A 14,869-nucleotide genomic window follows, 5' to 3' on the forward strand; every position below is an offset into this window, starting at 1 on the left:
CAATTCATATGAGGACAGGATGCGCCGAAATCCTTAACCAAGCGTTTTCAGGCTACCTGCTTGATTGCGCATATTCTACGCGGATCGAGGAATGAAGAAAGCCGGGCAATTTGCCCGGCTTTTAAAGACTGTTACAGGCGCTTACTGGGGCTGTGGATTAGGCTCCATACCCGGCTCGCCTCCCGGTTCATCGCCTTTGCGTTTGCGCGGAGTGCCAGCCTTGGGCACGCCCGAACCGCGTGACGGCGTATCGTTGCCCTGATCGCGCGACGGCTTGTTGCCTGCGATCAGTTCCTTGATTTCGTCACCGCTGAGCGTTTCATATTCAAGCAGCCCTTCGGCCAGCGCGATCCAGTCCTTCTTTTTGGTCGTCAGGATGCGCGTCGCTTCGGCATAGGCTTCGTCGATCAGGCGACGCACTTCGGCATCGATGATCTGCGCAGTTTCTTCCGAAACATTCTGCGTACGGGCTACCGAATGGCCGAGGAAGACTTCTTCCTGATTTTCGCCATAGGCTACACGGCCAAGCTTATCCGAATAGCCCCACTGTGTCACCATTGCGCGAGCCAGCTTGGTGGCCTGCTGAATGTCGGAAGAAGCGCCGGAAGTAATATTCTCCTTGCCGAATTTCAGTTCTTCGGCAACGCGACCGCCCATCATGATGGCAAGACGCGAAACCATCCATGTATAGGTCGCCGAATAGCGATCGCCCTCAGGCAACTGCATCACCATGCCCAGCGCGCGACCGCGTGGAATGATGGTAGCCTTGTGAACCGGATCAGCCTTGGGCACATTAATCGCCACGATGGCATGTCCGGCTTCGTGGTAAGCTGTATTGGCCTTTTCTTCAGGCGTCATGGCCGAGCGCCGTTCCGCGCCCATCATGATCTTGTCCTTGGCGTCCTCGAATTCCTGCATGGTCACGACGCGCTTGTTGCGGCGCGCAGCCATCAATGCCGCTTCGTTGACGAGGTTAGCCAGATCGGCACCCGAAAAGCCGGGGGTTCCGCGCGCCACGATCTTGAGATCGACATTAGGCGCGAGCGGTACATTGCGCACATGCACTTTCAGGATCTGCTCACGACCGACAATATCCGGGTTCGGCACAACGACCTGACGGTCGAAACGGCCCGGACGCAACAAGGCGGGGTCGAGAACATCGGGACGGTTGGTCGCGGCAATCAGAATGATCGATTCATTGGCTTCGAAACCGTCCATCTCCACGAGCAACTGGTTGAGCGTCTGTTCGCGCTCGTCATTGCCGCCGCCAAGCCCTGCGCCGCGATGACGGCCAACCGCATCGATTTCGTCGATGAAGATGATGCAGGGCGCATTCTTCTTGGCTTGCTCGAACATGTCGCGTACACGGCTTGCGCCGACGCCTACGAACATTTCCACAAAGTCCGAACCGGAAATGGTGAAGAACGGAACATTCGCCTCACCAGCGACCGATCGTGCAAGCAGCGTCTTACCGGTTCCGGGAGGGCCGACGAGCAGCACACCACGCGGAATCTTGCCGCCCAGGCGCTGGAACTTCTGCGGATCGCGCAGGAACTCAACGATTTCTTCCAGATCCTGCTTGGCTTCCTCGACGCCCGCAACATCCTGAAATGTCACGCGCCCATGGGCTTCAGTCAAAAGCTTGGCCTTCGACTTGCCAAAACCCATCGCGCCGCGCGAGCCGCCCTGCATCTGGCGCATGAAGAAAATCCACACGCCAAGAATGAGGATCATCGGTAGCCACGAAAGCAGAATGCCTAGAAGCGAACTGGACCCATCGCTTTCAGGACGTGCCGTGATCGCCACATCCTTCGCCTCCAGTCGAGAGACGAGACCGGTATCGCCCGGAGAATAAGTCTGGAAAGTGGCGCCGTTATCGGCATATGTCCCGGTGATTCGCTCTCCCATGATCGTCACCGATTTCACGCGTCCATTGGAAACGTCATCAATAAACTGGGAATAGGAAACTTCACTGGAATTCGTGCGCTGCCCAGGACTCTGGAACAGGTTGAACAACGCGATCAGGAGCAGGGCAATGATCGCCCACAGGGCGAAGTTGCGATAGTTCGGATTCATAACGGGTCCAATCGATACCACTCTCACCCCGCGAGCACGGGACGATATTTCGTACTAACATAGGATCGAAGAATGACCTTGCCAAGGCGCACAACACTCCTTGCCAGCAATTCTTGTCAGTCTGGTTTATAAAAATTAGGACATTTACGGCCAAATTGCCTTTCAACCGCATTTGCCAGCCCAAAATCATAGCCCGGCAGCACATGATCGAAGAGCGCAAAGTGCCTCTCGATATGGATTTGCCCCAGGTTTCCATCAGGGATTCCCTCCGCCGGATTCTGCTCATTGATGGATAGCAGACGCGCAAGCCTGCCGTCTGAGTAAAGCGCGGGCAGAACCAGCAATGCCTCTCTTTGCACGGCATCGATTTCAAGCCCTGCGGCCTTGGCAAAATCCGACAGTTCCTGCCTGCCGGGCGCACCGACATCAAATATATGCTTACTCCGATTGGCCAGACGGAAGCGCCCATCCCACACGATATGTTCGCCTGGGGCCAGATGCATGGTCGGCAGATTGCGCCGCTCGCGCCGAAAGCAGTGTGCCAAGCGATTTTCGCCCCGTTCGATCAATGACCCGAACACCGTCAGCCGCCCGCTTTTCTCCTGCCCTGAAAGAACCCTTTCAATGCGGGAACGCTCCGTGTCTCCGGGAAGAAAGCGCCGCCCGCCCGCAATCGAAGCAAGCAGCCCCGACAACAAGCGGCGCGGATTTTCCGGCAAGGCTGTATAAATTCCCGCATCAAGGCAAATGGAGCCGAGCGGATCGATCGCAAGACTGTACGGATCGGCCAAAGCGGCGATCAGGGCGGCGTTGTCACGTTTGCGGGTAGCGCTCGCCAGTGCGATCTGCGCAAGAACCACCTCCGGGTCTGCCTTGGCAGCAGTTGTGAGTCGCACGCGGGGTCTTTCGTAATCCGTGTTGGAATTGCTTGGATCGTCGATCCAGACAATGCCGCGCCCGATCAGTTCATCGCGCAAATCTTGTCGTGATACGTCCAGCAGCGGACGAATCAGCTCGACCGAATTTTCCAGAATCGAACGCACCGCCATTGCCGCCAGCCCCCGCGCTTGCGAATGGCTGCTGCGTTCCCTGCGCATCAGAAAGGTTTCGATCTGGTCGTCCTGGGTGTGCCCGGTCGCAATGAAATCCGCCCCCGCTTCCCGCGCCGCCTGCACCAGAAGCCGGTAACGCGCCGAACGCGCGGCAGCCGCAAGCCCTCCGGAGGGCTTTGGCTCGTCCCAGGCCAGAATACGATGGGCGATACCGTGGGCACCGCAAAGCACGCTGACATCTTCGGCCTCACGGCGCGATTCACCACGCAGCCGGTGATCGATGGTCACGGCGGTCAGCGGCGGTGCATCATCGAGCGTCGCCAGATAATCTTTCAGCAGGAACAACAGCGCAAGGGAATCGCCGCCACCGGAAACGGCAGCAACAATCCCCCGCGCGTGTTCAAGCCCAAAGGGCGCAAAAATATCGTTCGGGGAAAGCCCCACAGACGTCTCCGCTATCAGCACTTGATCCGGCTGCGCTCGTCGGCAACCCGTTTCAGAATAGCCGGCGCGGCCTTGGGATAGCGTTCGGGAATCTGCTTGAAGGTAGCGCAGGCCACATCGCGATTGTCCATTTTCTCAAGCGTCATGCCAAGCTTGAACATATTTTCAGGCGCGCGCTTGGAATCGGGATAATCGCGCTGCATATCGATGAAAACTGTGGCCGCTTCCGGAAAGCGCCCCTGCCCAAACAAGGATTCACCAAGCCAATAACGCGCTTCTGCGGTCATCGGATCGGCGGGATAACGCTTGACATGCTCCCGGAAACCGGTTTCCGCAGCCTTGTAGTCTCCCGACATCAGATACTGATAGGAAGCCTGATAAAGCGAGTTCGGATTATCATCGCTGGGAAGCGACGCCAGCATATCACCATCCGATGCATTCTCGCCCTGCTCGCCCCCCCTTTGCTCAACTGAGCGCGGCGTGGCATTGAGCGTTTCGCCGATTACATTGCCATTGGTGTCGAAACGGATGGAGCCAAGCGTTTGCGGCGGCTGGCCGCGCGCCGGACCGCTCTGCAAAGCCTCCGAACCAATAGCCACGGAATCGGCGCTCACAGCATTGCCCGCTGCCGCCTGATGAGAAGAAGCAGACGAGGCATCTTGCGATGCCTCGTCTGTTGCGGAAGGGCGCGCGCTTGCGACCGCATGATCGCCATCGCTGCCCGCATCCGAACGCTTGTCTTTTTCCAGTTCCTGAAAACGGAATTCATTATCTTCCTGCGTCTTGCGCAACTGGTCCTGCAATTGAAGAATCTGGAAATTCAGCTCTTCGATCTTGCCTGAAAGCTGACGAAGCTGCTCCTGAAGCTGGCCGACGCGTGGATCACCTACCTGCGCAAGCTGCACGGATTGTTCCGGCGTGGAAGTTCGCTTGCCGCCCCAACCCGGCAGCAGGCCATCGGCGAAAGCCGTCTGAACCGGTTTTGCAATCGGACCAACTCCGCTGGCGAACACACCGGCAGCGAAAGCTGGCGCACCCGCCAAAAGCGGCAGCATGACGATTGCCAGTGTCACTTTCCTCATTCGTTTCCTCATTCCTTTTTGCCCCGTTTTCCTGGCTCCGTTTTTCCTGCACCCCGTTTTTCCTGCACAATGAGTAGGGTATCGGATACCGTGCCTGAATGGTTTCTGAACAGTCCATTTGCGCGGTACTTGTGAGCTTTTAGAACAAATCATCAAAAAGCAAACATGAAAAATAAAGACGCTTTCTCTATGACACCGCCGACTTCGGCCAAAATTTGTCCAAGCGGCGAAACTCTGCCTCAGAAACGAAAAAAGCGGCCCAAAGGCCGCTTTTCCGTAATATCGTTGCATGATCGCAAATTAGCTTCCGGCACCGTTGAGAACGGTGACAGCGCGGCGGTTCTGCGACCAGCAGGAGTCGCTGTCGCAAACGGCGACCGGGCGCTCATTGCCGTAGGAAATAGTGCGCATACGACTGGTCGGCACGCCACGAGCGGCGAGGAAGTCGCGCGTAGCGGCTGCACGGCGTTGCCCGAGAGCGAGGTTGTATTCACGCGTACCGCGTTCATCGGCATGGCCTTCGACCGTGATGGTGTACTGCGGATAACGCTGGAGCCACTGCGCCTGCTTCGATAATATCTGCTGCGCATCGGCACGGATCAGCGATGAATCGAGATCGAACAGAATACGGTCGCCGACATTCACGGTGAAGTCTTGCGAAGAGCCCGGCGTTGCTGCGCCAGCAAGGCCAAGATCACCGGCATTGTTTGGAAGGTTCTTCTTGGACGCGCAGCCGGCAACGGCGAGCGACATGAAAATGGCAATAGCGATAGGGCTACGTGCGATCGACTGGAAACGGCGCATGGGCCGGGGCTCCTTAAGATTTGATGTCCTGCGTAATCAACCAATAATCATATCGAGGTTAAAACAGGCTCAAGAAGTATAGTTAACGTTTTCTTGCGGCCAGATGCAAGCCGGTCATTTCCCGGCAGCAATGCTGTTTGTAGCCCTGATGGTAAAATGCGGCAGAAACACGGCCTGAACGTTATGATTGTGGCGAATGATCGAAAATGAGGGCGCGGAATAGTCGTTCCGCGCTTTTTATTTGCCATTATTCGAGAAGCGGCGACCAGGCCGGATCGGAGGCGAAGTTCGGCGTCTGTATCTGCCGTTCATTGCGTCCGGTCAGATCGATGGTGAAAAGCTTCGGGCCGCCGGCTCCCGCAGCCTTGCGGAAGAACATCAGCACGCGACCATTGGGGGCCCATGTCGGACCTTCATTGTGGAAGCCCGAAGTCAGCAGACGCTCGCCCGAACCGTCGGTCTTCATCACGCCGATGGAGAACTGCCCCTGCGACTGCTTGGTGAAGGCGATCAAATCGCCGCGCGGAGACCAGACAGGTGTCGAATAACTGCCGTCGCCAAACGATATGCGGCGCGGGTTCGAGCCATCTGCGCCCATGAGGTAAAGCTGCGGGCGACCGCCGCGGTCGGAAGAGAACACGATCTGCGAACCATCGGGCGAATAGGACGCGCTGGTGTCGATCGCCTGACTGCTGGTCAAGCGCGTTGTCGTACGATTACGCAGGTCCATCGTATAGATATTGGCGCTGCCATCGTCCTGAAGCAGGCTCATGGCGACCTTCTGGCCGTCAGGCGAGAAGCGAGGCGCGATGGTCATGCCGGGAAAATTGCCGACAAGTTCGCGCTGGCCGGTCTCGAGCTGAAGCAGGTAAACGCGCGGCTGGCCACCGGCAAAGGACATATAGGTCACTTCCTGGCGGTTCGGCGAAAAACGCGGCGTGAGTGCCATGGCGCGGCCATCCGAAAGATAACGCACATTGGCGCCGTCCTGATCCATGATGGCCAGGCGCTTCACGCGCTTCAGGGCCGGGCCGGATTCATCGACAAAAACGATACGCGTATCGAAATAGCCCTTTTCACCGGTCAGACGCTCATAGATGGCATCCGCGATGATATGGGCTACACGACGCCAGTTATCGGGCGTCGTGAAGAATTGCTGGCCGATCATCTGCTGACCGCCGAAAGTGTCCCATAGACGGAATTCCGCCTTGAGCCTCCCGTCCGGCTGCTGCGTGATCCGGCCCGTAACGAGCGCCTGCGCATTGATGACTTTCCAGTCCTCGAAACGTGGCGAAGCGTCGGGATTGGAGATCTTTTCTATGAAAGCGCCCTTGTCGATCGGCGCAAACAGACCCGAGCGTTCAAGGTCGGCTCCAATCACCGATGTAATGTTCGCTCCAAGCTGGTCTCCCGATAGAAAATCGGTGATCGCAATCGGTAATGGCTCAACCACGCCCTGATTGATGTCGATCTCCACCACGGCACGCGCGGGCATGGTCGCAACAAGGCTTGCGGCAATCATACAGGCGAAAGCCGAAAGAATTGTCCGGATCTTTGTATTTATGATGCCGATTTTCATGTCTATAGGGACCTCTTTGTCCTTGGCCTCATCAGGCATACGTTGAAATTGACCAGCCGGGCTGATCAGAACATATCGCTCGGGTCGAAGTTGACGATAACCTCCGACCATGAATCATACTTGTCGCGCGGCAGATTGTAAGGCGCACAGCGCAGCACAGCGCGCTTGGCGCTTTCCGCAGCCGCTCTCCCCACCCCGGAATCGCCGCCGCCAGACGTGACTTGCGGCGCGCCTCGAATATCGCCGGATTCCGTCAGATGCATCCTGACGGTTACGACAAGTCCGGGCGCGTCAGCCACTCCGGCGGGCACGTTCCAGCATTTTGAAATCGCACCGCGCAACGCGTCCATTTCGCTCTGCGTCAGCTTCGAACCGCCTGTATTTCTTCTGCCGCCAAGCGAAGCCTGATCCGTAGAACGCTTTGCCCCGCCGCCAGACGCCTTTTCCTTGTTCAGGAGGGCTGCAACCTCGTCGGCAATAGCGTCATTCTTCGACTGGCTCGTCTGCGAAGCACTTGCTTTTTTCTTCGGCTCTTCGGCGGGCTTGCGGTCCGGCGTTTTGGCTGTATGCGCCTGCGGCGGCTTGGGCTTGGCCTGTGGCGCGGGCACATTATCGGGAAGCTTCGGCGCATCGGGTTCAGGCGTTTCGGCCTGTTTCTCGATGGCTTCCGCCACCGGATCCGGCTTCACTTCCTGTTTTGGCTCCGGCTTGGCCTGCACTTCCGTCGCGGGAACCGGCTCAGGCTTCTGTGCGGGCGCGGGTTCCGGTTTGGGTTCGGGCTCCGGCTCCGGCTTTTTTACCGGCTCAGGCTGGGCCTTCGGCTCTTCTGCGGCTTCGACAGGCTTGGGCTTGTTTTGAGGCTGCGGCGGCGTTGTGGTATCAATCTCCTGATCACCCACATTTTCGGCATCGGGAACCGTTTGCGGCTTTGCCGTCGGCTTCGGCGCGGCTTTTTCGCTTATCGGCGCGGTCTTTTCGCCCTGCTGGATTTGCGTGATCGATTCAATCGGCACGATATCGACCGGGAACGACTCGGAATCCTGCACGTCGAATGCCTTCGGCGCGGAAAACGAGAACAGCCCCAACGCAATGGCGATGGTATGCAGCGCTACGGAAGATGTCAGGCCAGCCTTCATGATGGCGTCAGCTATCCTGCTCCTGGAGGGTCACAAGACCGATATTCCTGAAACCCGCGGCGGAAATACGCGCCATGACCTTCATGACGGTGCCGTAATCGGCAGCCTTGTCGCCGCGCACGAAAATACGCTCTTCATATCCGGTTTTGGCGATGGCCTGAAGTTTTGCCACCACCTCGTCAACGGGAACTTCCGTTTCCTGAAGATAGACTTTACCTTCATTGTTGACCGAAACCGTAATCGGCTGCGTGTCGGCATTCATGGCCTGGGCCTGTGTATCGGGCAGATCGATAGGCACGCCAACCGTCAGCAACGGTGCCGAAATCATGAAGATGATAAGCAGCACCAGCATCACATCCACGAATGGCGTAACGTTGATTTCGCTCATCAATGCTTTTTTGCGGCCACGCCTGCGGCGTCCGCCCGATTGCATTCCCTGATTTCCACCCGACATGCCCATTGCAACATTCCCGAAGGCTTGAATTAGAGTATGGAGAGCCGCCGCTCAGTTACGCGGCGTTAGCTTCTCATCGATTTGGCGCGACAGTATGGCAGAGAACTCGTCTGCAAAACCTTCAAGTCGCCCCGCGATCTTTCCCGCGTCGCCCGTAAGCTTGTTATAGGCAATAACCGCCGGAATTGCGGCGAGAAGGCCGATTGCCGTTGCAAGCAAGGCTTCCGCGATACCCGGAGCCACCACGGCCAGATTGGTATTCTTGGAAGCCGCAATGGCCTGAAACGCCGTCATAATGCCCACAACCGTACCAAAAAGACCGATAAAGGGCGCAGCCGAACCAATTGTTGCAAGAAAGCCCAGGCGCGATTCCAGCTTGTCGCTTTCGCGCGCAAGCGCCACATCCATGGCCTTGTCGATACGCATTTGCAGCGCGATGGGTGAGCGTGCGCCTTTTTCAAAAGACTTCTTCCACTCGCGCATAGCTGCCATGAAAATAGAAGCCATGCCGGTCGTGCGCCGCTCATTGAGGTTGCGGTAAAGCTCTTCCAGCGACTGCCCCGACCAGAAAGTCTGCTCGAAACGATCCACGGCGCGCTTCGCCCGCCCATAAGAAATTGTCTTGTCCACGATGATCGCCCAGGTCCATACCGAGGCGACCAGCAAACCTAGCATAACCAGCTTGACCACCCAGTTCGCCTGCATGAACAAGCCCCAGAGGGTAACATCGGCGACCGGGGCCGCTAACGCAACATTTTCCATCAATCCACCGTCCTGGAGCCTTTTCGTCCGGCCAAACCGGACAGCGCCCCGTACCTTGTGTTTTTCCGCATTTGTCGCCAGCAAAGCCGCTACGCACTTTTGCTGGAAATGCTTCTGAATCCAAACGCCCGGCCACATGACCGGGCGGCATCGCAAATCTTTTACGAAGCGTCCGCCACGGAACGCCGCAAACCTGCCCAGCTTCAATCAAGGAGTTTCCGCATATTCCGACGAATATGCCGATATTCCATGCCGTAACCGCCATTGCCGGATTTCAATTTAAAACCTTCATGGCTTGTTACGGTTAATTTTGGTGAAAGGAAGGCGCTGCGTCTCAAGCCTGCCTCTCAACCGATTCCATCAGCATGATTCATGGAATATTATGGTTAAAGATGCGTTAGCATTCGCGCAGAAGGATGAAAACATTCCCGCATTATTGTGAAAACGGGAGGCAGAAACCGCGATCAGTTGCGACCGTCTTTCGTGAAAGCCTCGCGCCATTCATCCGGAATACGGCGCGGATGACCCTGCTTTGTAATCATCACCGCCTCAACTCTCGCCTCGCAGAGCAAACGCTCCTGACAAGTGATCTTCTGCGTCATGATAACCCGCGCGCCGCGGATTTCGCTGACCCGGGTTTCAATAGCGATGAGATCGTCCATACGCGCCGGTGCCCGATAATCAATCTCCATGCGCCGCACGACCCAGACCATTTCCTCGCCCAACGAACCATCCGCGAGCTCGATATGGTGCACACCCTGAAGACGCAGGAAATCGGTGCGGCCACGTTCGAAAAATTCAAGATAACGGCCATGATAGACAAAGCCCGAAAAATCCGTATCGGCATAATAGATGCGCGCCAAAAGCCGATGGCCGCCGTCTTTCAACTCGCCAGATATAGATCTGCCCGGTGCCTGATATTTCCCGTCAGTCATTCTTCTTCCATAAAAAGGCCGAACTGCGTCTGTCGAATAATTTCAGCAGGAGCAGGAAGCCCCATATGCTGCCATGCGACCGCCGTCAGTACGCGCCCGCGCGGCGTGCGCTGCAAAAAGCCTTGTTGGATAAGATAGGGCTCGATAATGTCCTCAATCGCGTCGCGCGGCTCCGACAGCCCTGCGGCAATCGTTTCGATGCCGACGGGACCACCGCCGAAATTGCGTGCGATCATGTCGAGATAACGCCGGTCGAGCTGGTCAAAGCCGCGATGATCGACTTCGAGGCGCGACAGCGCCTCGTCGGCGATCTTGCGGTCGATGACATCTGCGCCTGCGACCAGCGCGAAATCGCGCACGCGGCGCAAAAGACGTCCGGCAATACGCGGCGTACCACGCGAACGGCGCGCGACTTCCAGCGCACCATCCGCCGAAATGCCCATCTGCATGATGCGCGCGCCGCGCCGCACGATATATTCCAGCTCCTCGACCGTATAGAAATTAAGCCGCACCGGAATGCCGAAACGGTCGCGCAACGGCGTGGTCAGTAGACCGAGACGGGTTGTGGCTGCAACCAGCGTAAACTTGGCAAGGTCGATTTTCACCGAACGCGCCGCCGGTCCCTCGCCGATGATGAGATCAAGCTGGAAATCCTCCATCGCCGGATAGAGAATTTCCTCGACTGCCGGGCTGAGGCGGTGAATCTCGTCGATAAAGAGCACGTCGCGCTCTTCAAGATTGGTAAGCAGTGCCGCCAGATCGCCGGCCTTGGCGATGACCGGACCAGAGGTGGATCGGAAATTAACGCCAAGCTCCTTGGCCATGATCTGCGCCAGCGTGGTCTTGCCAAGACCGGGTGGCCCGACAAAAAGCACATGGTCGAGCGCTTCCCCACGCACTTTGGCCGCCTCGATAAAAACCTTAAGATTGGCGCGCGCCGCCGCCTGCCCGACAAAATCGCCCAGCGTTTGCGGACGCAATGTGGTGTCGGCGTCTTCTCCGCGCTTGTCAGCATCAATGAGAGGATTACGATCGCTCATGGCGTTTTCCTCGCATGGACCCGGCTTTCAGGCAAGCGTCTCACCGCGACAGCTCCTTCAATCCAAGCCGGATGAGCTTGGCCGAATCAGCCCCCTCTCCCGCCTCCCTCATGGCCGCGGCCACCGCATTGGCGGCCTGGTCACGCGAATAGCCAAGATTGGCAAGCGCCGAAACCGCATCCGCCACCGGAGCGGGGGCAGCGCCTGCGCCAAGCTCCTGCTTGAGCCCGATCGTGCCGCTGGCCTCGCCAGCAAAGGCGGGTGCCTTGTTCTTCAACTCGGTGACGATACGCTCGGCGACCTTCTTGCCGACACCGGGCGCGCGCGACACCATGGCAAGATCGCGCAGCGCAATCGCATTGGCGAGTTCAGAAGCAGACAAGGTTCCAAGTACGGCAAGCGCAACCTTGGCTCCCACCCCCTGCACATTCTGCAACAGGCGGAACCATTCGCGCTCAAGCTGCGAGGCGAAACCGTAAAGACGGATCATATCCTCGCGCACATAGGTTTCGATGAACAATATAACGGCTTCCCCCACGCCGCCGAGATTGCTCAGTGTTCTAGCCGAACAGAACGCGACATAGCCAACACCGTGTATATCGACAATGACATGATCATCGGCGATTTCATCGATTACGCCCTTCAGTTTACCGATCATTACGCCCCTCAACCAGCCAGTAATGCCTGCATCCGGCGCGCGCTTACAATGCTCTGCCGATGATGGGCATGGCAAATGGCGATAGCCAGCGCATCGGCAGCGTCGCTCGTGTCGAACGTAGCGCGTGGCATCAACACCTTCACCATCATATGAATCTGCTGCTTCTCACCATGACCTACACCAATCACGGCTTTCTTGACCGCATTGGGCGCATATTCCGCAACTGCGAGACCCGCCTGCGCCGGTGCCAGCAGCGCAATGCCGCGCGCCTGCCCCAGCTTCAGTGTCGCCGTGGCGTCCTTATTGACGAAAGTGTGCTCGACGGCTGCTTCATGCGGCATGTGATCATGCAGTACTTTCGCAAGCCCTTCATGCAGTTGACAGAGCCGTGAGGCGAGATCCATTTCAGCATTCGAAGAGATCGTACCGGAGCCGATGAAATGCAGCGAATTTCCCAGCGATTCGACAATGCCCCAGCCGGTACGGCGCAGGCCCGGATCGATACCAATGATGCGAATCGTTTCTTTCATAAGTGAACCCTATCCCAGACGGATTCACTTGACACCACAAAAGTGAACAAAAGAGAAACATAAGTCACGCAATCCACAACCGGCTACAACCAGGCACGGGAGAACAGGCTTATGAGGCGCCGAAAGCAGTCTTGAGCAAGACGATCTGCTCCGAAACCGGATTGCCGCCGGAATGGCCTTGTAGAGAAACGACTTCGCCATAGACATTGCGGTCCATGCGACGCACACGGGACTGCAAACCTATCGAACGCTCGATAAGTTCGATGAAGTCCTCAGGCAACTCGCTCCAACCCGCTGCAGCTTCGCCCGCGGAAGGCGTATCGAGACGGATCTTGGATTTTTCGGCGGCGATCTGCTGGCGTGTCATCTCGCCGTTGCGCGCGGCGCGCTGCAATAGAAGCCACGAAGCGACCTGCATGAGACGCGTGGTCAGGCGCATTGATTCGGCCGCATAAAGCGTGGCCGCCACCCGCGAGAGATTGCGCGCATTTTCGCGCCCCTCGCCGTCGAGATAGCTCGCGGCTTCCTCGACCATATCCATGCCTTCACCGTAAATCGGCTTGAAGGAGTCCGAGAAGACCATACGCTCGGCGAGGCTGATCATATTGCCCGGCATTTGTCCCTGTTCGCTAATCACTGCTCTGCCACCTTGCATAGCCGCGACAGGCGGCCAATCCATTGCCCGCTTCCGCGCAATGCGGAGGCGAAATACTCATCGAACTTCTGTTCGATCATGGAGACGCTCAAGACGGAACAGGCAGATCAGATGAGTCCACGATAAACTGCACCTTCATGCACTGTGGCGCAAGTTTATGTTTAACGTTCGGTTAATATTTCACGGCTGTTTTGAAAGGATGGCGGGAACCGACCTATTTTCGCCCATAAAAAAAGAGCCGCAAAGGCGGCTCTCAGGAGTTTAACAGGGAGGCGTCAAACAGAGTGGCTAAACCACTCGGTAAGAATCCAGCCGAACTGGATGTAAACCATTTAAAGCGATTAAGATTAATGAAAAGTTAATATCGTAAAATACAGTGGAATAATTCCGCGAAACATCGTTCTCAGTAAAAAGCCGCCCAGAGGCGGCTTTCTAGATGGGGAGCCATCACACTTGCGGCAATACCTGCTTGGGCCGATTGGCGAGCGGCGCTTTCGCAGCTGCGGCAATTATTGCGGGTATGGGTTTGGCGGCGGGCTTCTTGCCCCAGCCGATGCTCGGCAGCCATTCAAGGTAATAGGCCAGAGCGAACTGCATCACCACACCGGTTGCAATCAGCAGCGTGTCATAGGGCAGGCCGCCCGGATTTACGAGCTTCATCACCTGCGCCACCATCGCAAGCAACGTGCCGGCGATGAAAACGGGAAGCGAATGCTTGCCCAGAATGGCCAACGGATTGTGCGGCGCAGTCCGGGCAATGCTGTTGAGCGTCGGAACCACCGCAATCAGATAAGCTATCGCCAGCACATGCAGCAGACGCGGCGCGGACAGGAATGTCTTGTCGAAACCGGTGAGCACGGCGGGCATGCCCATCGACGCATCGATTCCCCAAAGCGGAATGCGAACCCAGGCAAGCGACAGCACCAGATAGCCGACGGCCACAGCGATCAACGCAGGATGCGCGAACAGCTTGCCGCCACGGCGCACATGCATCGTACCGGCAACGCCGATAGCGAACACGAACTGCCATGAAAACGGATTGAGAAACCATACGCCTTCCGTCGGATAATTGATCGGCGCAAAATGATAAAGTCCCGACAGCAGCCAGACCGCACCCGATACGCCCAGCATCAGGAACAGATTGACGCGTGCCAGCAAAAGCATCAGCGGCGTCATCAAAAGCAGCACGGCATACATGGACAGGATATTATTATAGCCAAGCTGATGGCCGAGCGTGACCAGACCCAGCAGGGCCTCCACCGGCTGCTTGACGAGCGGGCCGATATTGATCTGACTGAGAAGCTCGCCATGCTTGAGGAAGATGGCGGCGGCGGCGAATATGCCGATCGTGGCCAATGTCGTCATGATATGTGCCGTATAGAGCACACCGGCGCGCCGCCACATTTTCAGCGACAGCAGCAAGCGGTTGCCTGGAGCAAATTTACTGCCATAGGCGAGCGCCACGGCCATGCCGGAGATAAGCACGAAAGCTTCGGCCGAGTCCGAAAAACCCAGATTCTTATGGGTGAAATGCTCGTAAACCGTTCCCGGAATATGATTGATGAAAATGGTCAGCAGCGCCAGTGCGCGGAAGACGTCAATGCGTGTATCCCGCCCTTGCGGCACCGTTTTTGCCGTTTCAATCGTCATTTCGCCTGCCTG

The 14,869-nt window shown here is 57.3% G+C and carries 13 protein-coding genes and 1 pseudogene; all 14 read right to left on the bottom strand.

Annotation, left to right across the window (positions count from 1 at the left end; genetic code table 11):
• Positions 1-141 precede the first annotated feature (141 nt).
• The gene (gene ftsH, locus KUG47_RS14530; RefSeq protein ID WP_217678700.1) at positions 142-2,076 is read right to left on the bottom strand and encodes an ATP-dependent zinc metalloprotease FtsH; all 1,935 of its coding nucleotides are present in this window, start codon (positions 2,074-2,076) and stop codon (positions 142-144) included.
• A 116-nt stretch (positions 2,077-2,192) separates the two neighbouring features.
• Complete coding sequence (gene tilS / locus KUG47_RS14535) at positions 2,193-3,572, bottom strand: tRNA lysidine(34) synthetase TilS (RefSeq protein WP_217678701.1); 1,380 nt, start codon at positions 3,570-3,572, stop codon at positions 2,193-2,195.
• A 14-nt stretch (positions 3,573-3,586) separates the two neighbouring features.
• Positions 3,587-4,402: pseudogene (gene ybgF, locus KUG47_RS14540) on the bottom strand (tol-pal system protein YbgF); the annotation flags it as partial.
• A 552-nt stretch (positions 4,403-4,954) separates the two neighbouring features.
• Positions 4,955-5,458 carry a peptidoglycan-associated lipoprotein Pal gene (gene pal / locus KUG47_RS14545; protein WP_217678703.1) on the bottom strand — a complete coding sequence of 168 codons (504 nt, stop codon included), beginning with the start codon at positions 5,456-5,458 and terminating at the stop codon, positions 4,955-4,957.
• Between the two features lie 247 nt (positions 5,459-5,705).
• Positions 5,706-7,037, bottom strand: coding sequence for a Tol-Pal system beta propeller repeat protein TolB (gene tolB, locus KUG47_RS14550; RefSeq protein WP_217678704.1), 1,332 nt, complete (start codon positions 7,035-7,037; stop codon positions 5,706-5,708).
• Positions 7,038-7,102: 65 nt separating this feature from the next.
• Positions 7,103-8,173, bottom strand: coding sequence for a cell envelope integrity TolA family protein (locus tag KUG47_RS14555; RefSeq protein ID WP_217678705.1), 1,071 nt, complete (start codon positions 8,171-8,173; stop codon positions 7,103-7,105).
• A 7-nt stretch (positions 8,174-8,180) separates the two neighbouring features.
• Positions 8,181-8,633: a protein TolR gene (gene tolR / locus KUG47_RS14560; RefSeq protein WP_217678706.1), complete on the bottom strand. Its 453-nt coding sequence runs from the start codon at positions 8,631-8,633 to the stop codon at positions 8,181-8,183.
• A gap of 45 nt (positions 8,634-8,678) precedes the next feature.
• On the bottom strand, positions 8,679-9,389 hold the full coding sequence (gene tolQ / locus KUG47_RS14565) for a protein TolQ (protein ID WP_217678859.1): 711 nt from the start codon (positions 9,387-9,389) through the stop codon (positions 8,679-8,681).
• A gap of 464 nt (positions 9,390-9,853) precedes the next feature.
• On the bottom strand, positions 9,854-10,324 hold the full coding sequence (gene ybgC / locus KUG47_RS14570) for a tol-pal system-associated acyl-CoA thioesterase (RefSeq protein ID WP_217678707.1): 471 nt from the start codon (positions 10,322-10,324) through the stop codon (positions 9,854-9,856).
• On the bottom strand, positions 10,321-11,364 hold the full coding sequence (gene ruvB, locus KUG47_RS14575; protein ID WP_217678708.1) for a Holliday junction branch migration DNA helicase RuvB: 1,044 nt from the start codon (positions 11,362-11,364) through the stop codon (positions 10,321-10,323). The genes ybgC and ruvB overlap by 4 nt, the downstream gene beginning before the upstream one ends.
• Positions 11,365-11,404: 40 nt before the next feature.
• Entirely contained in the window at positions 11,405-12,022 is a 618-nt protein-coding gene (ruvA, locus tag KUG47_RS14580; protein WP_217678709.1) for a Holliday junction branch migration protein RuvA, read from the bottom strand.
• Between the two features lie 8 nt (positions 12,023-12,030).
• Positions 12,031-12,552, bottom strand: coding sequence for a crossover junction endodeoxyribonuclease RuvC (gene ruvC / locus KUG47_RS14585; RefSeq protein WP_217678710.1), 522 nt, complete (start codon positions 12,550-12,552; stop codon positions 12,031-12,033).
• A gap of 109 nt (positions 12,553-12,661) precedes the next feature.
• Positions 12,662-13,168, bottom strand: a complete 507-nt coding sequence (gene rcdA / locus KUG47_RS14590; RefSeq protein WP_217678860.1) for a protease adaptor protein RcdA — start codon at positions 13,166-13,168, stop codon at positions 12,662-12,664.
• A gap of 486 nt (positions 13,169-13,654) precedes the next feature.
• Complete coding sequence (locus KUG47_RS14595) at positions 13,655-14,857, bottom strand: OpgC family protein (RefSeq protein ID WP_217678711.1); 1,203 nt, start codon at positions 14,855-14,857, stop codon at positions 13,655-13,657.
• Between the last annotated feature and the right edge of the window lie 12 nt (positions 14,858-14,869).

Source organism: Falsochrobactrum tianjinense (assembly GCF_019100495.1).
GTDB lineage: Bacteria > Pseudomonadota > Alphaproteobacteria > Rhizobiales > Rhizobiaceae > Brucella > Brucella tianjinense.